Annotated in this window: 22 protein-coding genes; 14 read left to right on the top strand and 8 right to left on the bottom strand. The window is 75.7% G+C overall.

All coding sequences use genetic code 11. The features are described from left to right. Positions 1 to 119 precede the first annotated feature (119 nt). Both FVA95_RS12245 and FVA95_RS12240 read left to right on the top strand, forming a co-directional pair. A complete protein-coding gene (locus FVA95_RS12245; RefSeq protein ID WP_149664327.1) occupies positions 120 to 728 on the top strand; it encodes a type VII secretion system-associated protein in 609 nt (202 codons plus the stop codon). 154 nt (positions 729 to 882) lie between these two features. Beyond that, positions 883 to 3,291 carry a right-handed parallel beta-helix repeat-containing protein gene (locus tag FVA95_RS12240; RefSeq protein ID WP_149664326.1) on the top strand — a complete coding sequence of 803 codons (2,409 nt, stop codon included), beginning with the start codon at positions 883 to 885 and terminating at the stop codon, positions 3,289 to 3,291. Between the two features lie 28 nt (positions 3,292 to 3,319). Here FVA95_RS12240 and FVA95_RS12235 read toward each other — a convergent pair whose 3' ends face one another. Next, positions 3,320 to 5,980 (bottom strand): AAA family ATPase, encoded by a 2,661-nt coding sequence (locus tag FVA95_RS12235; RefSeq protein WP_149664325.1) that lies wholly within the window; start codon positions 5,978 to 5,980, stop codon positions 3,320 to 3,322. A gap of 223 nt (positions 5,981 to 6,203) precedes the next feature. Between FVA95_RS12235 and FVA95_RS12230 the strand changes: the two genes are divergently transcribed. From FVA95_RS12230 to FVA95_RS12190, 9 genes are all read left to right on the top strand, one after another. Further along, positions 6,204 to 8,915, top strand: coding sequence for a helix-turn-helix transcriptional regulator (locus FVA95_RS12230; RefSeq protein WP_149664324.1), 2,712 nt, complete (start codon positions 6,204 to 6,206; stop codon positions 8,913 to 8,915). A 10-nt stretch (positions 8,916 to 8,925) separates the two neighbouring features. After that, entirely contained in the window at positions 8,926 to 9,705 is a 780-nt protein-coding gene (locus FVA95_RS12225) for an enoyl-CoA hydratase/isomerase family protein (RefSeq protein ID WP_020624499.1), read from the top strand. A 79-nt stretch (positions 9,706 to 9,784) separates the two neighbouring features. Then, complete coding sequence (locus FVA95_RS12220) at positions 9,785 to 10,741, top strand: class I SAM-dependent methyltransferase (RefSeq protein WP_020624500.1); 957 nt, start codon at positions 9,785 to 9,787, stop codon at positions 10,739 to 10,741. After that, complete coding sequence (gene macS / locus FVA95_RS12215; protein ID WP_149664323.1) at positions 10,738 to 11,913, top strand: MacS family sensor histidine kinase; 1,176 nt, start codon at positions 10,738 to 10,740, stop codon at positions 11,911 to 11,913. The genes FVA95_RS12220 and macS overlap by 4 nt, the downstream gene beginning before the upstream one ends. After that, positions 11,910 to 12,563 carry a response regulator transcription factor gene (locus tag FVA95_RS12210; protein ID WP_149664322.1) on the top strand — a complete coding sequence of 218 codons (654 nt, stop codon included), beginning with the start codon at positions 11,910 to 11,912 and terminating at the stop codon, positions 12,561 to 12,563. The genes macS and FVA95_RS12210 overlap by 4 nt, the downstream gene beginning before the upstream one ends. 137 nt (positions 12,564 to 12,700) lie before the next feature. After that, positions 12,701 to 13,306, top strand: coding sequence for a DedA family protein (locus FVA95_RS12205; RefSeq protein ID WP_149664321.1), 606 nt, complete (start codon positions 12,701 to 12,703; stop codon positions 13,304 to 13,306). A 126-nt stretch (positions 13,307 to 13,432) separates the two neighbouring features. Further along, positions 13,433 to 14,047: a response regulator transcription factor gene (locus FVA95_RS12200; RefSeq protein WP_149664320.1), complete on the top strand. Its 615-nt coding sequence runs from the start codon at positions 13,433 to 13,435 to the stop codon at positions 14,045 to 14,047. A gap of 43 nt (positions 14,048 to 14,090) precedes the next feature. After that, positions 14,091 to 14,591, top strand: a complete 501-nt coding sequence (locus tag FVA95_RS12195) for a helix-turn-helix transcriptional regulator (protein WP_193564337.1) — start codon at positions 14,091 to 14,093, stop codon at positions 14,589 to 14,591. Positions 14,592 to 14,602: 11 nt separating this feature from the next. After that, complete coding sequence (locus FVA95_RS12190; RefSeq protein ID WP_149664319.1) at positions 14,603 to 16,078, top strand: serine hydrolase; 1,476 nt, start codon at positions 14,603 to 14,605, stop codon at positions 16,076 to 16,078. Positions 16,079 to 16,116: 38 nt separating this feature from the next. Here the strand turns inward: FVA95_RS12190 and FVA95_RS12185 are convergent, their stop codons facing one another. Further along, positions 16,117 to 17,055: a nucleoside hydrolase gene (locus FVA95_RS12185; RefSeq protein ID WP_149664318.1), complete on the bottom strand. Its 939-nt coding sequence runs from the start codon at positions 17,053 to 17,055 to the stop codon at positions 16,117 to 16,119. A gap of 33 nt (positions 17,056 to 17,088) precedes the next feature. Beyond that, positions 17,089 to 17,292, bottom strand: coding sequence for a hypothetical protein (locus FVA95_RS12180; RefSeq protein WP_075310605.1), 204 nt, complete (start codon positions 17,290 to 17,292; stop codon positions 17,089 to 17,091). Positions 17,293 to 17,372: 80 nt separating this feature from the next. On the opposite strand from FVA95_RS12180, the gene FVA95_RS12175 reads away from it, so the two are divergent. Continuing rightward, on the top strand, positions 17,373 to 18,092 hold the full coding sequence (locus tag FVA95_RS12175) for an acyltransferase (protein ID WP_149664317.1): 720 nt from the start codon (positions 17,373 to 17,375) through the stop codon (positions 18,090 to 18,092). A 13-nt stretch (positions 18,093 to 18,105) separates the two neighbouring features. On the opposite strand, the gene FVA95_RS12170 is transcribed toward FVA95_RS12175, so the two are convergent. From FVA95_RS12170 to FVA95_RS12160, 3 genes are all read right to left on the bottom strand, one after another. Next, complete coding sequence (locus FVA95_RS12170) at positions 18,106 to 19,341, bottom strand: glycosyltransferase family 4 protein (RefSeq protein WP_149664316.1); 1,236 nt, start codon at positions 19,339 to 19,341, stop codon at positions 18,106 to 18,108. Positions 19,342 to 19,510: 169 nt separating this feature from the next. After that, positions 19,511 to 21,004 carry a 1,4-alpha-glucan branching protein domain-containing protein gene (locus FVA95_RS12165; RefSeq protein ID WP_149664315.1) on the bottom strand — a complete coding sequence of 498 codons (1,494 nt, stop codon included), beginning with the start codon at positions 21,002 to 21,004 and terminating at the stop codon, positions 19,511 to 19,513. Further along, a complete protein-coding gene (locus FVA95_RS12160; RefSeq protein ID WP_149664314.1) occupies positions 21,001 to 21,750 on the bottom strand; it encodes a bifunctional 2-polyprenyl-6-hydroxyphenol methylase/3-demethylubiquinol 3-O-methyltransferase UbiG in 750 nt (249 codons plus the stop codon). Before FVA95_RS12160 ends, FVA95_RS12165 begins: the two co-directional genes overlap by 4 nt. Positions 21,751 to 21,902: 152 nt before the next feature. Here FVA95_RS12160 and FVA95_RS12155 point away from each other — a divergent pair, with 152 nt between their 5' ends. Next, on the top strand, positions 21,903 to 22,127 hold the full coding sequence (locus FVA95_RS12155) for a hypothetical protein (protein WP_149664313.1): 225 nt from the start codon (positions 21,903 to 21,905) through the stop codon (positions 22,125 to 22,127). Between the two features lie 170 nt (positions 22,128 to 22,297). Further along, positions 22,298 to 22,504, top strand: a complete 207-nt coding sequence (locus FVA95_RS12150) for a hypothetical protein (protein WP_149664312.1) — start codon at positions 22,298 to 22,300, stop codon at positions 22,502 to 22,504. A 3-nt stretch (positions 22,505 to 22,507) separates the two neighbouring features. Here the strand turns inward: FVA95_RS12150 and FVA95_RS12145 are convergent, their stop codons facing one another. Together FVA95_RS12145 and FVA95_RS12140 are read right to left on the bottom strand one after the other, a co-directional pair. Further along, positions 22,508 to 23,728 (bottom strand): CdaR family transcriptional regulator, encoded by a 1,221-nt coding sequence (locus tag FVA95_RS12145; protein WP_240051439.1) that lies wholly within the window; start codon positions 23,726 to 23,728, stop codon positions 22,508 to 22,510. A 10-nt stretch (positions 23,729 to 23,738) separates the two neighbouring features. After that, complete coding sequence (locus FVA95_RS12140) at positions 23,739 to 25,526, bottom strand: acyl-CoA dehydrogenase (protein ID WP_149664311.1); 1,788 nt, start codon at positions 25,524 to 25,526, stop codon at positions 23,739 to 23,741. Between the last annotated feature and the right edge of the window lie 180 nt (positions 25,527 to 25,706).

Genomic DNA, 25,706 nt, shown 5'->3' with positions numbered 1-25,706 from the left:
CACCCGGTGCGCGGCACGTGGACGCGATCCGGGACCTGGGGCGTCCCGACCCACGCGTGGCAGCGCCCCGGCCGCCCGCCCGCTGACACCACGAACCGCCCCCGAACGGAGCGCTGTCCATGAGCACCTCCCCCGGCCACACGCCCACCCCGGAGGGCGGGCCCGCCGAGCCCGAGGTCCCCGACACGGCCGAGGACCAGATCGCCTACCTCATCGACCCGGGCTGGCGGCCGACCCCCGGGCAGCCCGATCCCGGGCCGGCCCAGGTGGTGGGGGCCTGGATCCTGCGCGCCGACGGCGGGATCGAGGGGTTCCAGAGCAACCCCGACTACGTCCCGTCGGACCCCGGGTCACCGACCGACCCCGTCGACGCCGTCCTGCAGATCCTGGCCCTCGACCGGGAGGACGGCCTGCGCCCCGAGGACGAGACCATGGAGCTGCTCGACACGGTGCTGGTCGAGGCCCGGCTCGGCGTCGCTCTCGACGAGAACGGTGTCGCGGTCGTCCGGGCGGCACCCGGCGGGGGAGTCGTCCCCGTCGTCACCGCCGCCGCGCACCGGGACCGGGTCACCGGCGTCGCGTCCTGGCGCGAGACCACCGCCGCGGAGCTGGCCGCCGCTCTCCCCGCCGAGGGTGTCGACATCGTGGTCAACCCCGACTCGCCCGCCCCTGCGCTGATCCCGGCCGCGAGGCTGCGCTCGCTCGTGGGCGGGGCCCCCACCGGGTGACCGGTTCGCGGGGGATCTCCCCCGTGGCGCGCGCGTGGGGTCCCGTCGTCGCTCCGCGGTGCCGGGGCCCGCACTAGACAGGGGAGGACCGCCGGAACCGACTCTGCCGAAGGGGCGCGATGGAGCCGCGACGCCGTACGGGACCGGTGCCGCGATGAGCGCGGCACTGGCCGTCTCGCCGATGGGCGGTACCGGGCACCGCAGCCTCGCCGACGCCGTGGCCGCGGCACCGGAGGGCGCCGTCATCAGCGTGGCGCCGGGGACCTACACCGAGCCCCTCGTCCTGCGGCAGGCCGTGACGATCCTCGCCGAGGAGGGCCCGGGCACCGTCCGGATCGCCCCTCGCGAGGGGGTCGCGGTGGTGCTGGCCGGGCCGCCGTCGGCGACCGCGCAGCTGTCCGGCATCACCGTGGCGGGCGCCGAGGGGGTGGTCGCGGCGGTGCTGGTGACCAGCGGGGCGCTGCAGCTGAGCGAGTGCGCGGTCACCGGCGCGGGCTGGTCGGCGGTGCTCGCCCGCGACGACGGCGCGGTGCACGCCCGCGACTGCACGCTGACCGCCCCGACGGGCGCGGGGGTCGTCGTCAGCTCCCCGGTGGGCAGCACCGTGTCGCTGTGCCGCATCAACGATGTCGGCACCACCGCGGTCGTGGTGGCCGGCGACGGTGTGCTGGACCTCGCCGCGACCCGGATCGAGAACCCTGCCGGCAACGGCGTGTTCGTCCACGAGCGGGGCCGGCTCACGCTCTCGGGGACGTCGGTGTCCGCGGCGGGCAAGCCGGCCGTCGCCGTCGAGCAGGAGGGTGCGCTCACCGCTTCCGACCTGCGGGTCACCGACACCGCCGGGGCCGGGCTGTACCTCGCGAGCAGTGCCGCGGTGCAGGTCGACGGCGCCGAGATCGGGCCGTGCGGCGCCGTCGGCGTGCACGTCGACCAGGCCTGCCGCCCGCAGCTGCGCGCGCTGACCGTGCGCGCCGCCACCGGGGCCGGGTTGCTGTGGACCGGCCGGGCCTCGGGCACCGCCACCGGGTGCACCGTCGGGTCCACCGAGGGCGACGGGCTGCGGGTGACCGGGCGCAGCACCCCCGAGCTCGACGCCGTCGAGACCGGTGGCGACACCGGCGCCGACCCGTTCCTGCGCCGGCTGCGCGTCCTGGACGCCGGGACCTGTGCCCTGGTCGTCTCCGGTGGTGCCCGCGGCCGCCTGGAGAACGTGGAGATCGAACGCGCGGGCGCCGACGGGGTGCGGGTCACCGACGGGGCCCGCCCGCAGATCGACGGGCTGCGCCTGCGCGGCGCCACCGGGTCCGGTGTGGCCGTCGGCGGCGCGGCGTTGTCGCTGGCCGACGGCGACCTGTCCGCGGTCGGCGGCGACGGCGTCACCGCCGGCACCGGCGCCGACCTGACCCTGCAGCACTGCCGTGTCGTCGGGGCGCCGGGCGCCGGGTTCCGCCTGGGCACGGGCTCCGGCGGCACCCTCGAGGGCTGCGGGGCCGTCGACGGGGGAGCGGACGGGATCGTCGTCGCCACGGCCGAACCGGTCCGGCTGGCCGGCTGCACCGCACAGGGCAACGCCGGTGCCGGGCTGCGGGTCACGGCCCCCGCGGCGTCGCTGACCGTCGAACGGCTGGCCAGCCTCGCCAACGGGATCCCGGACGCGCCGGGTCCCCGGTCCGGTGGCCAGGCCGCGGTGGCCGACGGCGGCCCCGCGGAGGTCGCCGCACCCGCACCGGGCACGACATCGGCCCGGCGGCCGACCAACGACCCGCTCGACGCCCTGCACGCGCTCGTCGGTCTGGAGGGGGTGAAGGCCGACGTCACCTCGCTGGTGAACCTCAACAAGATGGCCAAGCGCCGCGTCGACGCCGGGCTGTCCGCCCCGCCGATGGCCCGCCACCTGGTGTTCGCCGGCGCGCCCGGCACCGGCAAGACGACCGTCGCCCGGCTCTACGGCGAGATCCTCGCCCGCCTCGGGGTGCTGCGGTCCGGCCACCTGGTCGAGGTGGCGCGCGCGGACCTGGTCGCCCAGATCATCGGCGGCACCGCGATCAAGACCACCGAGGCGTTCACCAGCGCACTGGACGGGGTCCTGTTCATCGACGAGGCCTACACGCTGTCCAGCGGACGGGGCGGCACCGGCCCCGACTTCGGGCGCGAGGCCATCGACACCCTGGTCAAGCTGATGGAGGACCACCGCGACGACGTCGTCGTCATCGCCGCCGGCTACTCGAAGGAGATGCAGCAGTTCCTGGAGGCCAACCCGGGCATGGAGTCCCGCTTCAGCCGGACCATCGAGTTCGCCAACTACGACGCCCCCGAGCTGGTCACGATCGTGCGCAGCCAGTGCGAGCGCCACGACTACCGACTCGCCCCGGAGGCCGAGCAGGCCCTGCTCGCCTACTTCGAACGGATTCCGAAGGACGGCACGTTCGGCAACGGGCGCACCGCCCGTCGGGTGTTCGAGCGGATGGCCGACCGGCAGGCGTCCCGGCTGAGCTCCGGCGGCGCCGTGGATCCCGCCGACCTGACACTGCTGACCGTGGATGACCTCGAACTCGCCGTCTGAGGCCGTCGCAGGTCCGGGACGCGACCGGTCAGCCGGAGAACCCCGGGTCCTGCATCGCCGTCATGAGCTCGGTGCGCGACCGGTAGCCGGCGCGCGCGAACATCCGGCCCAGCCTGCCCTCCACACTCTTCTCGCTGACCTGGAGGATCGTGGCGATCGTCCGGTTGCCGAAGCCCTGCCCCACCAGCAGACCGAGCAGCCGCTCGTTCTCCGCCACGACCGAGGCCCGGCCCGGCACGGTCACGCCGGCGCGGGTCATCAGGCCGCGGACCCAGCTGCGGCACAGCAGCGCGCCGAGCTCCCCGAAGAGGTCGTAGCACTCCCACAGGTCGTCGGGCCCCACGAGATCGAGCTCGCCCAGCATGCCGATGACCGTCGCCAGTTCGAGGGGGATCCCGCGCTCCCGGGCGAGCCGCAGACAGCTCTCGACGGTCGCCCCGTCGCGGTCGACGAAAGAGCGCACGAGCAGCAGGTACAGCTCCGTCCGCGAGGTTCCCAGCATCCCGTGCAGACGTTCCAGCGCCCCGCCCACGCGCCGGGCGCCGTCGGCGTCGCCGCGAGCCATGGCGATGCGCGCCACCTGGAGGTGGGTCGCCTCGGTCCCGATGAGGACACCGCGCTCCTCCGCGTCGGCGACCGAGCTCTGCAGCCGGTCCATCGCCTCGTCGAGGTCCCCGACGGCGACGTCGGCGAGGGCACGGGGGGCGGCGAGCAGATGTCGCAGCGACGACTTCGCCGCGATCGCCTCGTCCAGGAACTCCCGGGCCCGGGTGATGTCGCCCCGGGCCAGCAGCAGGAAGGCGTGGTGCTGCTGGGTCAGCTCCAGGCCCGCGTCGTGCCCCACGACGAGCCCACCGACGCGGTAGCGGCGGGCCAGGTCCTTCGCCTCGGTGGTCCGGCCCTCCAGGAACGCCAGCGAGGCCCGGTCGGACAGGCTCAGCATCTCCGGGGTCAGCCCCTCGCTCGCCATCAGTCGGCGGGCCCGGTCGACCTCGCTGAGCTGGAGCAGGAGTGTGACCAGCCCCTGGACGAAGGCCAGTTGCCGACGGGCGGAGTTGTCCTTCGGCCACAGTTCGCGGTCGGCGAGCAGCGTCTCGAACGTCGCCGGACGTCCGGCACCCAGCTCGGCCATCATCGAGATCGTGTCCCCGAGGTAGGAGTTCGCCCCCGGACCACGCCACGCCCACCGTGTGTCGTCGAGCAGCTCCAGGGCGTCCCGCCACCGGCCGAGCATGAACAGGGCCAGCGCCCGCCACGACGACCGTGCGGCCACGTCGCCGGGGAGCTCGCGGCGGCCGTGGGCGACGGCGCGGAGCCCCTCGATGTCGCCGAGGCTGCGCATCGAGCCGAGCAGCGTCGCACCGGCGTCGATCACCCACTCCTCGGGCAGGACGTCGCCGAGGTCCTCCAGGACGGACTCGATGGTCGTGACGGCGGTGGCGTAGTCACCGGTGCGGTAGCAGCTGGTGGCGTACATCCAGCGGGCCATCGCCTCGTCGGCGCGGTCGGAGGACAGTTCCGCGGCGGCCAGCCACCAGGCCTTCGTCCGGCCCGGGTCGTCGGCGGCACGGATCGTGGCCCGCTGGACCAGCTCGGTCCGGGCCCGGCCGGTGTCCAACAGCGCGCCCGCCTCGGCGATCCGGTCGGTGAGGTAGTCGGGGTCCTCGGCGCGGGCGGCGCCCGTCCACACCGCGACGACGGCGGTGACGGCCACCCAGCGTCGTTCATAGGGGCCCAGACAGGCGGCGAGCTCGACCGCCACCTGCGGGACCGGGAAGCGCCAGCCGCCGTCCGCCCCGCCACGGTGCAGCACTCCGGCGTCGACGAGCTCGCCGAGGTGGTCGCGGGCCTGCTCGACGCCGATGCCGAGGCTCGCGGCGAGCAGCCGGGGCAGTGCAGGCCCGAGCGGCGCGAGCAGGGCGACGGCGGTCGCGACCGGCCACATGGCGGGTCCCAGGCGACGCACCGGGCGCAGCAGCGGCCCGTCCGGACGGGGGGTCGGCTCCTGTCCCGGACCGAGGTACGCGTGCCGGTCGGAGATCACCACGCGCCCTCCCGCCGAGAGGCTTCCCAACAGGTCCAGCACCGCCTCCGGTACCCCCCGCGTCCGCGCGAGCACGAGGTCGACCAGCTCGGGCGCCGGACGGCTGCGCAGCTGCTCGGCCAGCAGGCGTGCGATCTGCGCACGGTCGAGCGGCCGCAGCCGGTGCGAGTCGAGGACGCCGTCGCGACGCAGCGCACGGACCACCGGGACGAAGGGACGCAGGAACCCCGGAACCGGGGTCTGGACGGTGAACACCGCCCGGACACCGGCCTCGGCCAGGGACGGCACCAGCGCGGCGAGCACCGCGACCGAGTCGGGATCGCTGCGATGCAGGTCGTCGACGAGCAGGGTCAGCCGGTGCCGGTCGAGCACCATCGCGATCGGTGCCGCCACCCGGGCGGCGAGGGCGGGGGAGTGCCGGGCGCCGTCGACCGGGTGCAGCAGCGTCGGCGGGACCCGGTCGAGGACGGCCGTGCTCCCGTCGATCACCGGACCGTCGGGGGTGTAGCGCAGGCGCAGGACCTCGCCGCCGCGGTCCCCGATCCCGGCGCCCAGCCGGTCGAGCAGGGTGGTGCGCCCGATACCCGGCGGCCCGTGCACGAGGGCCGGGCGGGTTCCGTCGTCCGGAAGGTCCGGGACGGGCAAGGGTGCCTCCACAGGGCGGTCGTCGACGACGGCGTGACAGGACGGGGGAGTCCTCGCACCGCGGACGACGAGCGGACATCGGGCCGGTGCCCGGTCTTCCCGGGGGCCGGTCGCGGCGGTGCGGATCGTGCCTCGTCGGTCGATCGTACCGTTCCGCGCTACATGTCATGATCGTCGCAGCTTGCGGGGCCGCATGACAGGGCCGCACGACAAGGACGGTGACGTGAGCAGGGAACGGATCGAGCTCTGTGGTCGGGACGAGGTGCTGGACGCTCTGCGCGGCACGCCAGGGGCGTCGTTGACGGTCCTCCGTGGCCCCACCTCCAGCGGGCGGACCGCACTGCTCACCCGGATCGGTGACGAGCTGCGCGAGTCGGGTTCCACCGTCCTGTTCGTGGACGCGGTCCAGGACCACGCGGACTGGGACCGGTTCGGGGTCCGCCCGCTGCTGGCCGCGGTCCGTCGATCCTTCGAGCAGCTCGACCCCGGGCTCGAGCTGCCCGGGGCGATGCGGTCGGTGCGCCACCTGGCCACCGCCGAGACCTACGAGTCGATCGCCGGGCGCTCCCGGCTGCGCGCGGAGACCGGTCGCCTCCTCGCCGCGGTCGGGGCCCGGGGCCCGGTCACCGTCGCCGTCGACGACGCCGACCACGTCGAGGCTCCGCTGTTCGTGCTCGCGGAGGCCCGACGCGCCGGGCACCGCGTGCTCGCCGCGACGCGGACGGCACAGCTCCCGACCGAGCAGGTCGCCGAGGTCGGTGACGCCGCCGACGAGATCATCGACCTCCTGATGCTGCCGGACGAGGCATCGGTGGAGATCCTGCGCCGGGCGGCGGGCGGCCCGGTCGACCCGGGACTCGTCGACGCCCTGCGGGGTGCGCTCGGGCTGTTGTTCGGGTGCCCGGGGACCCTGATCTCCACCCTGGCCGCGTTGCGTGCGGACGACCGTGTCGTGCGCGTGGACCGCAACCTCTGCCTCCGCGACGACCGCGCGCCGATCGGGCTCCCGACCGGGCACTTCCTGGTGGAGGCGGTGCGCACCGCAGGCCGTGTCGGGGAGGAGCTCGTCGCCCTCGCCGCGGGCCCCACCGGGCTCCGGATCGCCGACCTCGACGCCGTCGCCGGGGCGACCGGGCGGACCGCGGTGGGCTGTGGCGCCGTCGTCGACGCCCTCGCCGCGGAGTCCGCGCTCGAGTGCGACTTCCGGGGGCGCCTGACGCCGCTGTGCCGGGCGCTGGGGACGACGGTGCGGGCCGGGCTCGGGGAGGACGCGCTGCGCGACCTGCACGTGCGGATCGGCCGCCGGCTGCAGTCCACGGTCGAGCTCAGCGGCCGCGACGACCTGTCCGCACTCGCCGACCACGTCGCCGCGGCCGGAACGGCGTGGCCCGCCCAGCAGCGGCTGACGGTCGTGTTGCACGACGAGGCCGTCCGCGTCGCCGACAGCGACCCGGACCGCGCGATCACCCGTCTCCGGTCCGCGTGGCGGCACGCCGGGCCCGGACACGGCCGGCGTCGTGTGCAGACCGAGCTGATCCGCACGACCCGGGCCGCGGGCCGCTTCGACGAGCTGGCCGACTTCGTCGCCGACGCCGTCGACGAGGGTGGGTACCGGACGACGGGCTCACGCACCGAGCTGACCGCGGCCGCCGCGCTCGCCGCCCTGCAGCTCGGCCGCCGGGTGAGCACGCCGGTCCGCTCGGCCCTGGCCGGGATCGGGGACCCCTACTGCCCGCTGGAGCTGTGCGAGCGCTGGTGGCGCGGTGACCACCTCTCGCTCGGTGAGCTGGTGCGGGGCTTCGCGCCGCTCGCGCCCGGCGGGCCGGTGTCGACGCTGCGGGACCTGTCCGCGGACTCGCTGCGGGTGCCCGCGGACGTCCGGCACGCGTACTCCCGGCGGCGGCTGGTGCCGCTGCTCCGGTGGCTGCAGGGACCCGGCTACCGGCCGCCGGCCGCCGGCCCGTTCGCGGCGTTCGAGCGCATGATGATCGCCTACGGGGACGGGCGCTGGAACCGGGCGTTGTCGGCGGCCCGGCTGCTGCAGACCCAGGAGTCCGCGGACCTGGTCTCCCGGCCGTGGGCGGCGCTGGCCGCCGCGGCCGTCCACCGCTACCGGGGCCGGGAACGGCGTGCACTGGCGTGGGCGCAGATGATCCCCGAGCTCGACGACACCGACACCGCCGTGCCCGCGTTGCGGGAGTGGGCGCAGGCGCGGCTCGCCTACACCGGGGAGAACCCGCTGGAGGCGCTGCCCCTGACCTGGGCGGTGTACCGCCGCGAGCTGCGGCGCGGCTCCCCGGGGCCGCACGCCGGTGAGGTCCTGAACTGGCTGGCGATGCTCGCCCGCAGCAGCAACGACGACGGGTGGCGGCGCCGGATCGGCGAGGCGGTCGAGGAGGCGGTCGCCGCCGAGCCCGAGTCGGTCGGCCCGGAGTACGGCGATCTCATCCGGGCGATGCTCCACGACGACCCCGCCGCCGCCCGCCGGGGCGTCGCGTGGTGGCGTGAACGTGGCAGCCTGCCGGACCTGGCACAGGCGTGCCTGCAGGCCGCCGACGTCGTCGGGGCCGAGGAGGCGGAGCCCCTGCTGCACGAGGCGCTCGCCATCGCCGACGACCTGAAGGCGGTCCGGCTCCGGCGCTCGGTGCGGCGGGCGATGGCGCGGTACGGGATCGCCGTGCGGACCCCCGAGCTCACCGAGCAGCGGCTGTCCGAGCTGGAGATGCAGCTGGTCGAGCTCATCACCGAGGGCCGCTCGAACCGGCAGATCGCGGCCAGGATCACGATGAGCGAGAAGACGGTCGAGAACCACCTCACCCGGCTCTTCGGCAAGACCGGCTGCCGCAACCGGCGCGAGCTGGTCGTCGCGCACCTGGCGGGCCGGCTCACCGGGCTGGCTCCCGAGCCGTGGGAACCCGGCGTCGGGGCCCGTTAGAGTCCGCTGCGTGACCGAATTCGTGAGCCTGTCCGTGGACGCCGGCGTCGGGACGATCCGGATCGACCGCCCGCCGATGAACGCATTGAACCGCCAGATCCAGGGTGAGCTGCTGGAGGTGGCCGACGAGGCCGCCACCCGCGCCGACGTGCGTGCGGTCGTCGTCCACGGCGGGGAGAAGACCTTCGCCGCGGGTGCGGACGTCAAGGAGATGGCGTCGATGTCCTACTCGGACATGGCCCCGCAGGCCCGCAAGCTCTCCGCCGGGCTGGGCGCGATCTCCACCATCCCGAAGCCGACGGTCGCCGCGGTGACCGGCTACGCCCTCGGCGGCGGCCTGGAGGTCGTGCTCGGCGCGGACCGCCGCATCGCGGGCGACAACGTCAAGCTCGGCTTCCCGGAGATCCTGCTCGGCATCTTCCCCGGCGGCGGCGGCACCCAGCGCGCCGCGCGGCTGATCGGCCCGTCCCGCACCAAGGACCTGATCTACACCGGCCGCATGGTCAAGGCCGACGAGGCCTTGGCGATCGGCCTGGTCGACGAGGTCGTTCCCGCCGACGAGGTCTACACCCGCGCCGTCGCGTGGGCGCAGCAGTTCACCGCGGGCCCCGCCCTGGCCTACGCCGCGGCGAAGAAGGCGATCGACAACGGCCTCGACACCGACCTGCGCACCGGCCTGGACATCGAGTCCGAGCTGTTCGCGGGCGTGTTCGCCACCGACGACGCGAAGGCCGGCATGGCCAGCTTCGTCGAGAACGGCCCCGGCAAGGCCACCTTCACCGGCCGCTGAGCCGCACCGCCCCGCCCGGACGCGCGACGCGCCCGGGCGGGGAGCGGGTCGGCAGCCGTGTTCTGCAAAACTCCTACTCATGAGTTCGGACCCGGCGCCCACCCCGCACGCCACCGCCGAGCAGGTCGAGGCGGCCTGGCACGACCCGAAGCTCGCCAACGTGCTCTACCACGACTGGGAGGCGGGCACCTACGACGAGAAGTGGTCGATCAGCTACGACGAGCGCTGCATCGACTACGCCGTCGGCCGGTTCCGCGCCGCGGCCCCGTGGGACGGCCGCCCCTACCTGCGCGCCCTGGAGCTGGGCAGCGGCACCGGGTTCTTCCTGCTGAACCTCATGCAGGCCGGCGTCGCCGACCGCGGCGTCGTCACCGACCTCTCGCCGGGCATGGTCGCCGCCGCCACCCGCAACGCCGAGCACCTCGGGCTGGAGGTGGAGGGCGCTGTCGTCGACGGCGAGCACATCCCCTTCCCCGACGACAGCTTCGACCTCGTCGTCGGGCACGCGGTGCTGCACCACATCCCCGACGTCGAGGCCGCGTTCCGCGAGGTCCTGCGAGTGCTGGAGCCGGGCGGGCGGTTCGTGTTCGCGGGCGAGCCGACCACCGTCGGCGACGCCTACGCCCGCACGCTCGGGCAGTGGACCTGGAAGGCCACCACCACGCTGACGAAGCTCGGCCCGCTGCGGGGCTGGCGCCGCCCGCAGCACGAGCTCGACGAGTCCTCGCGTGCCGCCGCGCTGGAGTCCGTCGTCGACATCCACACCTTCGACCCGGCCGCGCTGGAGGCCACCGCCCGGCGGGCCGGTGCCGAGGGCGTCGCCGCGCACACCGAGGAGTTCGCCGCGGCCATGCTCGGCTGGCCGGTGCGGACCTTCGAGGCCGCCGTCCCGCCCGGGCGGCTCGGGTGGAACTGGGCGATGTTCGCCTACCACGGCTGGCAGCGGCTGTCCTGGCTCGACGAGCACCTGCTCACCCACGTCGTGCCGCGCAGCTGGTTCTACAACGCGCTGATCACCGGGACGAAGCCGAGATGAGCGTTCGGCCCCGCCGGGGCGCCCTCGCCGTCAGACTCGACGACGTGGAGCACCCGCTGGAGCCGTTCTGGCGCGGCGTCATCGCCTACCGCCTGCTGACCCTGCTGACCGTCGTCGGCGTGACGCTCTACCACCTGCGCACCGGCTACGAGCGCCCGCTGGCCGCGGTCGGCGTGCTCGGCGTGATGACGGTGTGGACGGCCGTGACGTCGTGGGGCTACCTCGGTGGGCTGCCCGGCGCCCCGGACCGCCGCGGCCTGCTGGCGCTGGCCGACCTCGGTGTCTGCGTCGCGGTCATGGCGACGACCCCGCTGGTCGTGCGCGTCGCCCACCTCGACGAGGGCGGCCCCGGCATGGGGTCGATCTGGACCTCCGGCGCGGTGCTGGCCTGCGCGGTCGCGTTCCGGATCACCGGCGGGGTGCTCGCCGCCGCCGTGATCTCGGTGGCGCTGGTGCTGTCCAAGCAGCGGTTCGGGGTGCTGGAGCTGGGCGACATGCAGCTGCTCCTGCTGGCCGGGCTGACCGTCGGGTTCGCCGCGCACGTGCTCGAGCGCACCGCCGCCCGACTGCGCCGCCTCGTCGCAGAACAGGCCGCCACCGCCGAACGCGAGCGGCTCACCCGGGCCGTGCACGACGGTGTCCTGCAGGTGCTGGCGCACGTCCAGCGCCGCGGTGCGGAGCTGGGCGGCGGGGCGACCGAGCTGGGTGTGCTCGCCGGGGAGCAGGAGACCGCGCTGCGCGCGCTGCTGTCCGGGTCGGGGACCACCGACGCGTCCGGGCGCCGCGACCTCGCCGCCGCGCTCCGGCTCCTCGCCTCGGACCGGGTCACCGTCTCGGCCCCCGGACGGCCGGTCGAGCTGAGCGGGCCGGTCGTCGACGAGGTGGAGGGCGCGGTGCGGGCCGCGCTCGCGAACGTCGCGCTGCACGCGGGCCCGGACGCGCGCGCCTGGGTGCTGGTCGAGGAACTGCCCGGGGCGGTCGAGGTCAGCGTCCGCGACGACGGCCCCGGCATCCCCGAGGGCCGCCTCGCCGAGGCCGAGGCGCAGGGCCGGATGGGGGTGTCCCGCTCGATCCGTGGCCGCGTCGGCGACATCGGCGGGACACTGACGCTGGACACCGGACCGGACATCGGGACCGAATGGGTCATCAGGGTCCCCAGGGAGGACACATGAGCATCCGGGTGATGGTCGTCGACGACCACCCGATCTGGCGCGAGGGCGTGGCCCGCGACCTCGCCGAGCGCGGCCTCGACGTCGTCGCGACGGCCCCGGACGCGCCCGCCGCGGTCCGGATCGCGACGGCCGTGCGGCCGGACGTGATCCTCATGGACCTCAACCTGGGCGCGACCTCCGGCGTGGACGCGATCGCCGCGATCGGGCAGCAGAGCCCGGACAGCCGGGTGCTGGTGCTGTCCGCGTCGGGCGAGCACGCCGACGTCCTGGAGGCGATCAAGGCCGGTGCGCTGGGCTACCTGGTGAAGTCGGCCGGGGTCGAGGAGCTGCTGGAGGCGATCCGGCGCACCGCCGACGGCGTCGCCGTGTTCACCCCGGGGCTGGCCGGGCTGGTGCTGGGGGAGTACCGGCGGCTCGCCGACGCCCCGCGCCCCGCCGACGGCGCGCCGTCGGTCCCGGCGCTCACCGAGCGGGAGACCGAGGTGCTGCGCCTGGTCGCGAAGGGCATGACGGCCAAGCAGATCGCGGCGAAGCTCGTCGTCTCGCACCGGACCGTCGAGAGCCACGTGCAGAACACCCTGCGCAAACTGCAGCTGCACAACCGCAGCCAGCTCGTCCGCTACGCGATCGAACAGGGACTCGCCGACTGAGCCCGTCCCGGAGCGGCACGGTGGGTTCCCTGCGGTGAGCGGAGGCAAACGGTAACGGGGGACACCCCCATCACGAACAGGTCACGGGACCCGGCAGACTCGGACCAGCCCCCGACGCGCGACCCCCGGAGACGCCTGTGACCGACCCGAGCGCGCTGATCGGGTACCTGCTCCAGAGTCCCTGGCTGGTGCCCCTGCTCGCCGTCGCCGTGATGTGCGACGGGCCGTTCCCGTTCCTCCCGAGCGAGCCGGTGCTCTTCAGCGCCACGGCCGCCGCACTGGCGGACGGCGACCGGTGGCGGATCGTGGCTCTGTTCGGTGCCGCGGTGGTCGGCTCCCTGCTCGGCGACGCGCTGCTGTACGGCGCCGGACGCAGCTCCCACTCGGTGGTCCGGGCCACCCGTCGCCGTGACGGGACCGGTGCCTGGATCCGCCGCCACCTGCACCGCCGGCCGATCACCGCCCTGGTCGCGACCCGGCTGCTACCGGGCGGACGGCTGGCGAGCGTGTCCGCGGCCGGCCGGGTCCGGCTGCCGCTGCGCGCGTTCCTGCCCGCGACCGTCGCCAGCGCGCTGGTGTGGAGCACCTGGATGACCGGCATCGGTGTCCTGGTCGGACCGATCACGCACGGCGACCCGCTGATGTCGGTGCTCGCCGGGGTCGTCCTCGCGGCGCTCGTCGCGTCCGTGGCCGCCGCGGCCAGGGCGCTGCTGCGGCTGCGCCGCCCCGTCGTCGCGGTCTGACCCGGTCCGACGGGCGCCGACCCGTTCGCGTCGAACCTGCGTCCCGCGCCGTTCGGACGGTCTCCTGCGCTGCGGCACATGGCAAGCTGAGCCGTCCGGACGAACGGGGCGGGGAGAGCTGAGGACGTGCACGAGGACGGCGAGCGGATCTCGGCGGTGGCGGTGGGGCGGCCGGTCGTGCCGCCGGGGGTCGAGGTCGTGGCCCACGTGTCGCCCGCGCCCGCCGAGGGGGCCGCGGCTGCGGTCGACCGCGCCCGGCCCGTCCTGGTCCTGGTCGACCTGACCGGCCCGGAGGGCGTGGCGCCCGCGGTGATCTCCGCGGTGCTCGCGCGCGTCCCGGCCGTCGCCGTGCTCGCCGTCGCCGGTGCGGTCGCCGACCACGCCCGGGTCCTCGACGCGGTCCGGGCCGGCGCGACCGGCGTCGCGACCAGTGCGGACCCCCGGGAGCTCGCCGCCGTCGCCGCCGCGGCCGCTGCCGGGCGGCCCGCGTTCTCCCCGGGGCTGGCCGACGTCGTCCTGGAGTCGGTCGCGGCACCCGCGCACGCGGTTCCGGAGCTCAGCCCCCGCGAGTCCGAGGTGCTGCGGCTGGTGGTCGAGGGGCTCACCGCCAAGCAGATCGCGGCCCGGCTGGTGCTGTCCCCGCGCACGGTCGAGAACCACGTGCAGCGGCTGCTGCGCAAGTTCGAGGTGCCCGGCCGCGCGGCGCTCGTCCGGCACGCCATCGAGTACGGGCTCGCCTGAACCGTCGCTTGTACGTTCCTGCGTATTTCCGTACTTTGGTGGTGTGACCGATCTCGATGCCCGGCTGCGTGCCGTGGAACGTGCCGTCGCCGACCTGCAGGACGCACTCCGTCCGACCGGCGGGGACACCCCCGCGGCGTCCGCGGACGATGTCCTCTGGGCGCTGACCGAGCTGGAGGCCCGCAGCCCCGGCGCGGTGCTGATGGCGGGAAGCGTCGCCGTCCCCGGTACCGGTGAGGTCCGCTGGCAGTACGCCCGCCCCGGCGAGGCGCTGCTCGACGCCGACTGGTCCGAGCTCGCCGGCACCCTCGACGCGCTCGCCCACCCCGCACGGCTGGCGATCCTGCAGCACGTGCTGGGCGGGGTGCACGGCACCGCGCAGCTGCTGGAGCAACCCTCGGTCGGCACCACCGGGCAGCTGCACCACCACCTGCGCCAGCTCGTCGCCGCCGGGTGGCTGGCCTCGACCCGCCGCGGCCACTACGAGGTGCCCGCCGCCCGTGTCGTCCCGCTGCTGGTCACCGTCCTGGCCGCGCACCGATGAGGGGACCCTCCATGACCGCCACCACCTCCACGGGGACCGCCGGGACCGGGCACCGCGTCGGGGCCGTTTCCGCTGTCGCCGCCGTCGTCGCCGTGCTGGCGGTGCTCGTCGGCGCCGTCGCCGGCCCGGAGCACCGGCGGCTCGGCCCGCAGACCACCGGCGACCCGGCCCTGGCCGAGCGGGTCCGCGCCGCGGCGGGCGGACACGACGGCTACCGGTCGCTCGCCGTCGCCGAGGTCACGCCGACCTCGGTCACCACCGCCGGGCTCGGCCCCGCCGACGCCGGGGCACCCTTCGAGATCGGCTCGGTCACCAAGACGTTCACCGCCGCGTTGTTCGCCGACGCCGTGACCCGCGGCGAGGTGCGTCCCGACGACCCGCTCCGGCGCGCCCTGCCGGAGCTGGCGGGCACCCCGGCGGGCGCGGTCACCCTCGCCTCGCTCGCCCAGCACCGCTCCGGACTGCCGGGGCTGGGGGCGACCGCCACCGCCGGGGCCCTGGCCACGACGGTGAACCTGAACCCGTACTCGTCCACGACCACCGCGCAGCTCCTCGACGACGCCCGCACCGCCGCGGTGGATCCGCAGCAGCCGCCCACGTACTCCAACTTCGGCGTCGCGCTGCTGGGGACGGCGCTCGTCCGCGCCGCAGGCGCCGACGGCTACCCGCAGCTGGTCGCCGACCGGATCACCGGCCCCCTCGGCATGACCACGACGACCTTCGCCGCCACCGACGCGCAGGTCCCGGACACGGCGGTCCCCGGACACCGCGACAACGGCCGCCCCGCGCCCCGCTGGGCCGGCGAGGGCTACCTGCCCGCCGGGAGCTCCACCTTCTCGACCGTCGAGGACCTCGCACGCTGGGCCGGGGCCCAGCTCACCGGCGTCGCACCGGGGACCGCCGCGCTGACCCCGACCGCGCAGGACGGGCCCGGCACGTCGATCGGCTGGATCTGGGTCACCAGCGAGGCCACCGGCGCCGACGGCGCCCGGCACCCCTACGTCTGGCACAACGGCGGCACCGCCGGGTTCAGCAGCATGGTCGCCCTCGACCGCGACGGCGGCCGGGCCGTCGTCGTGCTCGGCGACACCACCGCAGGGGTCGAACCGGTCGCCCGCACCCTGCTGTTCGGCACACCCCCGTCCGACGGCGGCGCGGGCCTCCTCGCCTGGGTGCCGGTCGCGGTCGCGGCGCTGTTCTCGCTGCTCGCGCTGCGCCGCGCGCTGCGGGAGGGGGCGCTGCTGCCGATCGCCGACGGCCTGCTGACCGCGGTGTTCGGGCTGGTGCTGCTGTGGAACCGGGGGCCGTGGGCCTCGGTCGGGGGCTGGGTGTGGGGCCTCGTGCTCGCCCCGGCCGCGGCCGCGCTGGTCCTCGCCGTGCTGCGGGGCCGCGACCTGCCGCTGCGCCCGCCCGGGCGCGCCGTCACGGCCTGGGCGGGGCTCGGGCTCTCGGCGGCGCTGGTCGCCGTGGCGGTGTGGGCGGGCTGACCCCCAGCGAGGTTCCGGGAGCAGCGCCCGCGCGTCGGCTACCGACGCGCGGTGAGCCGGGCCAGCGCCGCGTCGAGCACGGCGGGCACGTCGGGCGCGGACAGCACGTCCACCGGCCGGGTGCCCGGCTCGGCGGGCACCGTCGCCCCACGGGCCGGCCCGAAGCCGGTCTCCACGGTCAGCGCCGTGGGTGTCGGGGTCAGCGACCCGGGCGCGACGCACTCCAGCAGCGCCGTCGCGTCGTGCAGGGCGACGGCGTCGCGGCCGTAGCGCCCCCGGTAGAACCGCATGTACGGGGCGATCATCGCGGCCAGCTGGGCGCCGACCGGATCGGCGTCGCCCAGCGCGGCGACCCACTCCGGGCCCGCGGCACAGCCCAGCGTGGTCTCCAGCGGCACCAGCGCGACGGGCACGGAGCCCGCGCCGGGGTCCTGGGCGAGGACGCGGTGCGCGGCCTCCGGGTCGGCGTGGACGTTGAACTCGGCCGCGGCGGTGACGTTCCCGCCGCCGATCGCCCCGCCCATGACGACGACCCGCTCGATCCGCCCCGCCAGGTCGGGACGGGCGGCCAGCAGGATCGCGGTGTCGGTCAGCGGGCCGATCGAGGCGATCGTGACCGGCTCGGTCGCCTCCTCCAGCACCCGCGCCATCAGTGCGACCCCGGACCCGGCCACCGGCGTGACCGGCTCCGGCAGGGCCGCGGCGCGCCCGCCGAGCCCGTCGGAGCCGTGCACGTGCCCGGCCCGCTGTTCGCGCCGGTGCACCAGCGGCCGGGCGGCCCCGCCCCCCAGGGGGACGTCCGGCCGCCCGGCGAGGGCGAGCAGCCGTCCCGCGTTGGGCAGCGTGGCGTCCAGGCCGACGTTGCCGAACGTGGCGACGACGGCCCGGACGTCCACCTCGGGACTGCGCAGGGCGAGGACGAGCGCGACGGCGTCGTCGACACCGGGGTCGGTCGAGATGATCAACGGACGGGGCACACCCGCGAGCCTACGACCGGCCCGCCGGGGCGGTCACTCGCTCCGGGTGGGCTCGTCCTCGTGCTCGGCATCGACCTCGCGGGCGGCCGCTCCGGTGGCCCCGGAGTCGTCGGTCGTCGCGGCGGGGCGAGGGTTGCCCGCCTTGTCGGCGTCGACGCGGGAGGTGCCGCCGCCTCCGGAGGTCAGTTCGTCGGTACCGACGTCGGTGCCGTCGTCGGGCTGTCGGTGGTCGCTCACGGGCAGGCCTCTCGGGTGGGGGTCGCGGTCCTCGGGAGGTACCCGTCGCCGCAGCGGTGCACACGCCTAGTGTCTGGCGGGTGCGACGTCCGCCGATCCCCGACGCCGACCCGGAGCAGGCGAGGCTGTTCAGCCTCACCTCGCTGCGCTGGATCCTGCGCCACCGCGCGTACGGCCCCTGGTACCTGCGGCGGTACTGGCGGCTGGCGAAGCTGCGGCTGCGGCACCCGCACGTCGTGCTGCGCGGCATGGTGTTCCTGGGCAAGGACGTCACGATCGAGGCCCGCCCCGGGTTCGGGCGACTCGAGATCGGCCGGTGGGTGCACATCGGCGACGGCACCGCCCTGCGCTGCCACGAGGGCTCGATGCGGATCGGTGACAAGGTCGTGTTCGGCCGCGACAACACCGTCAACTGCTACCTCGACGTCGAGATCGGCGCGACGACGCTGGTCGCCGACTGGGTCTACGTCACCGACTTCGACCATCGCACCGACGACGTCCGGCGCCCGATCAAGGACCAGGGCATCGTGAAGTCGCCGGTCCGGATCGGCGAGGGCTGCTGGCTCGGGGTGAAGACCTCGGTGCTGCGCGGCACCCGGATCGGCCCGGGCAGCGTGCTCGGGGCGCACGCGGTCGCGCGCGGGGACATCCCCGCGGAGTCGATCGCCGTCGGGACCCCGGCGCGGGTGGTGCGGGACCGGCGTGCCGACTACGAGGCCGCCGCCGCCGAGCGCGCCGCCGTCGCCGACATGGCCCGCAAGGCCGACCGGGCCCTGCAGGCCCGGCTGGACCGGGCCTGAGCACCCCGCGGGCTCAGGTGTCGAACAGGTTCCCGGTGGGGATCTTCGGGCGGGGGAGCTCCCGTGGCCCGGCCGCGGTGGCACCGGCGTAGATGCGCGCGGTGTGCCCGGCGATCACCGGCCAGGCGAAGTCGGTGCGCAGCCGGGCCCGGGCGGCGCGGGCCCGGCGGCGGGCTGCGGCCGGGTCGGTGAGCGCGCGGTCCACGGCGTCGGCGATCCCGGGGACGTCGCCGGGGGCGAACCCGAGACCGGTCTCGCCGTCGCGGACCAGCTCGCCGAGCCCGCCCGCGGTCGAGGCGACGAGCGTCGCGCCCACCGCGGCGGCCTCCAGCGCCACGATCCCGAACGGCTCGTAGCGGCTCGGCAGCACGACGGCGTCCGCACCGCGCAGCAGGGCGGTCAGCTCGCCGTCGGGCAGGTGGCCGAGAAAGGTCACCGAGCGCGTCACCCGGTGCTGCGCAGCGCGCTCGACCAGCATGTCCTGCTGGGTCCCGGTCCCGGCGACGAGCAGCCGGGTCCCGCGGTGCCGCCGCCGGATCCTGGGCAGCGCCGCGATCAGGTCCTGGACGCCCTTCTCGTACTCCAGGCGTCCGACGTAGACGATCCGCGGTCCGTCGCCCGCCGGGGCCGCGGCGGCGCGGGACCGCCAGCGACGCGGGTCGATGCCGTTGTGCACCACGTGGACGGCGACTGGGTCGAGGTCGTGCAGTGCCGAGACCTCGGTGCGCATCGCGGCGGAGCAGGTGATGACCTCGTCCGCACGCTGGGCGAGCCACCACTCGGTGGAGTGCACCTGCCGGTTCAGCGGGCCCGGCAACCAGCCGGAGTGCCGGCCCGCCTCGGTGGCGTGCACGGTGGCGACCAGTGGGACGCCGAGGACGTCGGCGAGCGCGATCGACGGATGCGCGACGAGCCAGTCGTGGGCGTGCACGACGTCCGGCCGCCAGCCCGGCAGCAGCGCGGTCAGGGCGTGGCGCAGCATCGCGTGCCCCATCGCGAGCGTCCATGCGACCAGGTCGTCGGCGAACTCGAGCTCCGGCGGGTCCTCGGCCACCCGTAGCACCCGGACCCCGTCGACGGTCTCGGTGCGGGTCGGATGGGTCTCGGCGTCGGTGCCGGTGGGGGCCCGGGACAGCACGACGACCTCGTGCCCGGCCGCGACGAGCTCGCGGGACAGCGCGTGCACGTGCCGACCCAGCCCGCCGACGACGACCGGCGGGAACTCCCAGCTGACCATCAGCACCCGCATCGCCCGATCCTGGCAAACGCCGGACCGGTGGTAACCCCCGGGGCGTCGTGCCCGCCGCGCCGGCCTCCGCCCCGCCGCGCCCGGCGTGGTGGTGAACCCGGCGTCCGGGGCCGGTGGTCCACGGACACCTACCTCTCCGTACTCGCTCACCGGGTGAGCGAGTTCGCGGTCAGACCCGCCCCAGGTCCCGCGCGTCCACGTGCCCGAAGGTCGGCAGCGGCGCGTCCACCCAGGCCGCGACCCGGCGCCGAGCGGCCCGCCTGCGCCCGGCGCGCAGCAGCCCGGACAGCTCCGCCACCCGCCCGGCGTGCAGGGCGGCGCGCGAGCGGGCGTACCCGGCGGCGGAGTCCTTGCTGACCATGAACGCCCAGTCGCTGGACAGGGCGTGCAACGCCTGGTCGGCGAGCAGGTCGGCCAGCGGATCCCGGACGGGCCCGGGGCGGGGGGCGGCGAGCAGGTCGGACTGGACGGAGGCGTTCGTCGCGACCAGGTCGGCGACCTGCGGCCCGGCCCAGACCCGCCAGTCCTTGCCCGAGCCCCAGGAGGACTCCCGGAGGTCGACCGGATCGCCGACCAGACCGTCGTCGACGGCGTCGCCGAGGGTGCGCACGGCGACACCCGCCTCGGGCAGCCGGCGGAGCACGGCGGCCAGCCAGGCCGGTCCCTCGTGCCACCAGTGCCCGAACAGCTCGGTGTCGAACGCGGCGACGGTCAGCGCCGGGCGGCCGCGCTCGGCACGCAGCGCCCTCAGCCGCGCGACGACGGTGTCGACGAAGTCGTCGGCGTCGCGGGAGACCGCGCGGGCGGCGAGCGCGGGGTCGTAGGGCTTCTTGCGCCCGGTCGGCACCCGCCGTCCGGTGACCCGCGCCGGTTTGAGGCCGGACTCGTGGTCCCAGGTGTGGAAGTCGCGGTACTCGGCCGAGCCGGGGTAGCCCTTGCGGGGCGACCACACCCGGTAGGTGATCTCCAGGTCGCGGCCGACGCACACGACGTCGGAGGTCCCCACCGGCCGGGCGAACGCGGTGTCACCGCGCAGCGCGGGGCCGTCGACGAGGAAGCGGTGCACCCCGGCGGCCGCGTAGTCGTGCTCCATCCCGGGCGCGAAGCCGCACTCGGGCGCCCAGATCCCGGCCGGTCGGGCACCCAGGCGGAGCGCGTGGTCGTCGAGCCCGGCGCGCAGCGAGAACGCCCGGACCCGCGGGTCGAGCAGCGGCTGGAACGGGTGCGCGGCCGGCCCACCCAGCAGCTCCACGGCGCCGGAGTCGCGCAGCCCGCGCAGCGCGGGCGACCCGCCGTGGCGCCAGTGCCGCTCGAACTCCGCCGTCGCCGTCGTCGACACCCGGTGCTCGTGCGCGGCCAGGTCGGGCAGCCGGCCCGCCGCCGAGTGCGCGCGCAGCGTCCACCCGCCGAGCCAGTCGTGCACCCCGCGCAGGCAGTGCGGGTCGTCGAGCTGGGCGGCCAGGACCGGCGTCACCCCGAGGGTGGCGAGTCCGGTGCGGCCCTCGTCGGCCAGCTCGCGCAGCGTCGCGACGACGGGCAGGTAGGAGTGCGCCCAGGACTGGTAGAGCCACTCCTCGCCGACCGGCCACCGGCCGTGCCGGGCCAGCAGCGGCAGGTGCGAGTGCAGGACCAGGCAGAACGTCCCGACGGGCGTGCCGCTCACGGCCGGGTCGCCGTGACCAACAGGTCGAGCGAGGCGTCGAGGTCGGCCTGGTCGCCGGTGCGCAGCACGAAGTCCGAGCACCGCACGCCGGCGACGTCGACGGCCAGCGCCTGCGGCCACGGCTGCCCGGACAGCGCCAGCGCGGTCTGCGCCTCGATCAGGCCGCCGTGGCGGGAGTCGAGCTCGCGCAGCCGCGGACCGTGGTGCAACCCCTGGACCACGACCCGGCCGAACCCGGCGTCGGTGACCAGACCGGCCAGCTCGCGCGGGTCGAGCTCGCGGGTGTGGAACGGGTTGAGCGGGGTGTCGCGGCCGGGGGAGAAGGTGATCCGGTTCGGCGTCGACACCATCAGCCGCCCGCCGGGACGCAGCACCCGCAGGCACTCGCGCAGGAACCGCTCCTGCTCCCACAGGTGCTCGATGACCTGCAACGACACGACGACGTCGACGCTCCCGTCGGGCACCGGCAGCGCCACCAGGTTGGCCCGGGCCACGCCGACCCGCGGATAGCGGGCCCGGACGTGGGCGACGGTCGCCCCGTCGTAGTCCAGCGCAAGCACCGCGCGGGCGGTCCCGGCGAGCAGGTCGGCGCCGTAGCCCTCGCCGCATCCGGCCTCCAGTACGACGCCGCCCGAGCAGTCGGCGGCGATGGCCGCGTAGACCACCTCGTGGCGGCGGAACCAGTAGTTCTCGTGGCTGATGCCCGGGACGGTGCGCTCCCCGGTGAGGGGCAGGCTGCTGGTCACCCTCCGACTTCACCACGCCCGTCGGGGAGATCTCCCACCGGTCCCCTCGCGTGCGCTACCGCTCGTCGACGCGGGGCAACGCAGTGTCACCGCGGACGTCTGGAGAGGTGGAGCCCGACGCAGGACCTGCCAGGCACGACGGAGGGAGACCCATGACCGACATCGCGACCGACGAGGACACGGTGACGCTGACCATCACCGGCCGTAGCGGATCCTGGCTCGTGTCGGGTGTGCTCGGCCGGGAACCGCTGCCGCTCAAGGGGTTGGACGACGGCGCCCTCGCCGAGATGCTGTGGGCGATGCTGCCGGTCCCACCGTCGGCCGCGCACGGCCCCGCGTGCCCGGCCCCCGCGCCCGGTCGCCGGCACCCGGGCTGAGCCGCCCTCGGGTCGCGCACGTCCGGTTCGCGGTCGGCGCACGGTTCGTGCCGGTCGCCGTGCGATCGCTCCCCGGACGGGTAACGCCTGCCCACCGACGGGTATCCGCCCTTCCCCCGGCCGTGCGGGCCGGGGTGACGCCCACGGCGTCGTGCCGAGAGGAGCCCAGGATGAACGACCCGGCGGACGAGAACGAGACGCTGTCGCTCACCATCACCGGGCGGTCCGGTTCCTGGGTGGTGTCGGGCGTGCTCGGTGACGAGCCGGTCGAGCCGCGCGCGATGGACGACGAGGCCCTCGGTGAGGTGCTGTCGATGGTCGTGCCCGAGGAGGACCGGGTCGACGCCGAGCCCCCGCCCGGCCGCCGCGTCGGCTGAGCCCTACAGCCGTCCCCGCAGCAGCGAGGCCGCCAGCAGCGCCACCTCGACCTGCAGCCGGTCCTTCCCGACCGGGCGTCCGAGCAGCTCCTCGGCCTTGCGCACCCGGTAGTGCACGGTGTTCTTGTGCAGGTGCAGCCGGGCCGCGGCCCGGGTGTAGCTGCCGCCCTCGGCCAGGAAGACGCGCAGCGTCGCCCGGAGCTGGTCCACGCCCGGCTCGTCGGAGGTCAGCCCGGCCAGCACCCGGTCCACCCAGCGGCGCAGCTCGTCGGACCGGTCGGTCAGCAGCGCGGCGACCGCGACCTCGTCGAAGTCGGTGACCGCCGGGCGGGCCTCGTCGGTCTCGGCGACCGCCCGCGCCCGGACGGCCTCCGCCAGCGACCCGCGGAACCCGGTCAGGCCCCGGCCCGCTCCGCCGAGCGCGAGGCGCAGGTGCCCCGGCAGCCGCTCCCGCAGCAGGGCGACGTCGAGCGGGGGCACGTCGGGCGCGCTGTGCCAGGCCCACAGGGTGCGGCTGTCGGCGAGCACGGTCAGCGGTGGCCGGCTCGACGCCTCGCCGAGCAGCCGTGCCCCGGCCTGGAGGACGGCGTCGTCGACCGGCTCGCCCGCCGCCCCGGGCGCCCACAGCACCGCGGCCCGGTGCCAGCCCCCGACCGGGATCCCGAGCAGCTCGCGGGCGGCGGCCTCGCTCAGCGGTTCGGTCTCCAGCACCATCCGCACCCGCGCGGCGAGGTCGGCGCCGGAACGCGTGCTCCACCGCCGTCGCTCGGTCTCGTAGATGTCGATCAGGCCCCCGATGACCTGGTCGATGTAGCGGTTGGTGCGGCCGGTCAGCTCGGACAGGACGGTGAGCGGGTCGGGGCCCGGCCGGTCCAGCCGGCGCAGCGCGTCGATCGCCCACTGGTCGAACATGTGCTCGCCGAGCCGGTAGGCGCGCAGCAGCGCCTCCAGCGACAGCTCGTACTGGGCGAACCGGCGGGCGTACTCGGCGGCCGCCGGGGGCACCGTGATCTGCTCCATCGGGATGGCGTGCGCGAGCATCCCGACGATCGCCGACAGGTTCGCCGCGGTGCTCGCGACCATCAGCCGTCGGACCGTCTCGTCGTGCCGGAACTCCGGGATGACCCCGACGAACCAGTCGGTCATCTCGGTGGTCAGCTCGGGCAGCCGGGCCTCGATGTCGCGGGCGACGGCCGCCACGACCTCGTCGACGTCGGCGGGCACGACGACGAACCTAGAGCCAGGCCGGATCGAGGTCGACGGTGGTCCGGTCCAGCGACGTGAGCAGGTCGAACCAGGGCCCGGTCCGCGGCAGCTCGTAGCGGAAGAAGTACCGGGCGGCGGCCCGCTTGCCCCGGCCCAGGTCGTCGTCGCGGCCGGCGGCGGCGAGCAGCTGCTCCAGCCACACCCACGCGACGACGACGTGCCCGGTCGCCTCCAGGTGCACCGAGGCGTTCGCGAGCCGCGCCGCGACGTCGGGTTCGGCGTGCAGCGCGCGGGTCACCTCCACCAGCCGCACCCGGGCCGCGTCGAGCGCGTCGGCGTGCTCGGCCGCCTCGCCGCCCGCGGCGCGGCCCCGCGCGACGGTCGCGGCGAGCAACGCGTCGAGGGCGTCGAGCCCGGCGCCGCCGCGCATGGCGAGCTTGCGTCCGAGCAGGTCCAGGCCCTGGATGCCGTGGGTGCCCTCGTGGATCGGGTTGAGCCGGTTGTCCCGGTAGTGCTGCTCGACGTCGTACTCGCGGGTGTAGCCGTAGCCGCCGTGCACCTGGATCGCCAGGTCGTTGGCCGCCAGGCACCACTGCGACGGCCAGCTCTTCGCGATCGGGGTGAGCACGTCGAGCAGCAGCCCGGCCCGCTCGCGGTCGGCCGGGTCCTCGGCGGTGCGCTGGTCGTCGAGCAGCCGCCCGCAGTACAGGACCAGGCCCAGCCCACCCTCCACGTAGGACTTGCCCGCGAGCAGCATCCGCCGGACGTCGGCGTGGTCGACGATCGGGACCTGCGGCGCCGCCGGGTCCTTCGCGTCGACCGGGCGGCCCTGCGGCCGGCTCCGCGCGTACTCCACCGCGGCGAGCTGGCCGGTGTAGCCCAGCGCCACCGCGCCGGCGCCGACACCGACCCGGGCCTCGTTCATCATGTGGAACATCTGCGCGAGCCCGGTGTGCGGCTCGCCGACGAGGTATCCGACAGCTCCCGGCTCGCCGCCCGGGGTGTGCGCGCCCTCGCCGAAGTTCAGCACGGTGTTGGTGGTGCCGCGGTAGCCCATCTTGTGGTTCAGCCCGGCGAGCACGACGTCGTTGCGGTCCCCGTCGGGAAGGAACTTCGGCACCACGAACAGCGAGATGCCCTTCACCCCCGCCGGACCGCCGGGGATCTTCGCGAGCACCAGGTGGACGATGTTCTCGCCGAGCTCGTGGTCCCCGCCGGAGATCCACATCTTGGTGCCGGTGATCCGGTACGTGCTGTCGTCGCGGGGTTCGGCGCGGGTGGTGATGTCGGCCAGCGACGACCCGGCCTGGGTCTCCGACAGGCACATCGTGCCGTGGAAGCGGCCCTCCAGCATCGGCCGCACCCAGGTGTCCACCTGCTCCGGGGAACCGTGCGCGAGCAGCAGGTTCGCGTTCGCCGTGGTGAGCATGGCGTAGGCGAAGGTGCTGATGTTCGCCGCCGCGAACCACGCCGAGCACGCCGTGTGCACGACCTGGGGGAGCTGCAGGCCGCCCGCGTCGGCGTCGGCGGTGGCACCGAGCAGGCCGGTGCCGGCCAGCGCCGCCAGCGCGGGTGCCACCTCCGGGTGCATCTCGACGCGGCCGTCGACGAAGCGCGGCTCCTCGGCGTCGTTGCGCTTGTTGTGCGGGCGGAACCGCTCGGCCGCGATCTCGGCGCAGACGTCGAGGACGGCGTCGACGGTCTCCCGGGAGTGCTCGGCGAACCGAGGACGGGCGGTCAGCGCGGTGACGTCGAGCCAGTCGTGCAGCAGGAAGTCCAGGTCGCTGCGGGAGAGCAGCTGCGACGGTGCGGCCATGACGGCTCCTTCGGGTCGGGGCGGCGGGTCGGGCGGGTCGGGCGCGGTCAGCGGGTCGGGGACGGGCCGCCGTCGAGCGGCAGGACCGTACCGGTGACCGACCGCCGGCCCCTGCGGCACGGGGAACGTCGTGGGTACCGCGGCATGTCCGTCCCGGACGAGGATCGCGGTCCGCGTGGT

This window comes from Pseudonocardia sp. EV170527-09 (genome assembly GCF_008369905.1).
Taxonomy (GTDB): Bacteria; Actinomycetota; Actinomycetes; order Mycobacteriales; family Pseudonocardiaceae; genus Pseudonocardia.
Note: the sequence above shows the minus strand (reverse complement) of the source record. Positions and strands in the feature narration are given on the sequence as shown.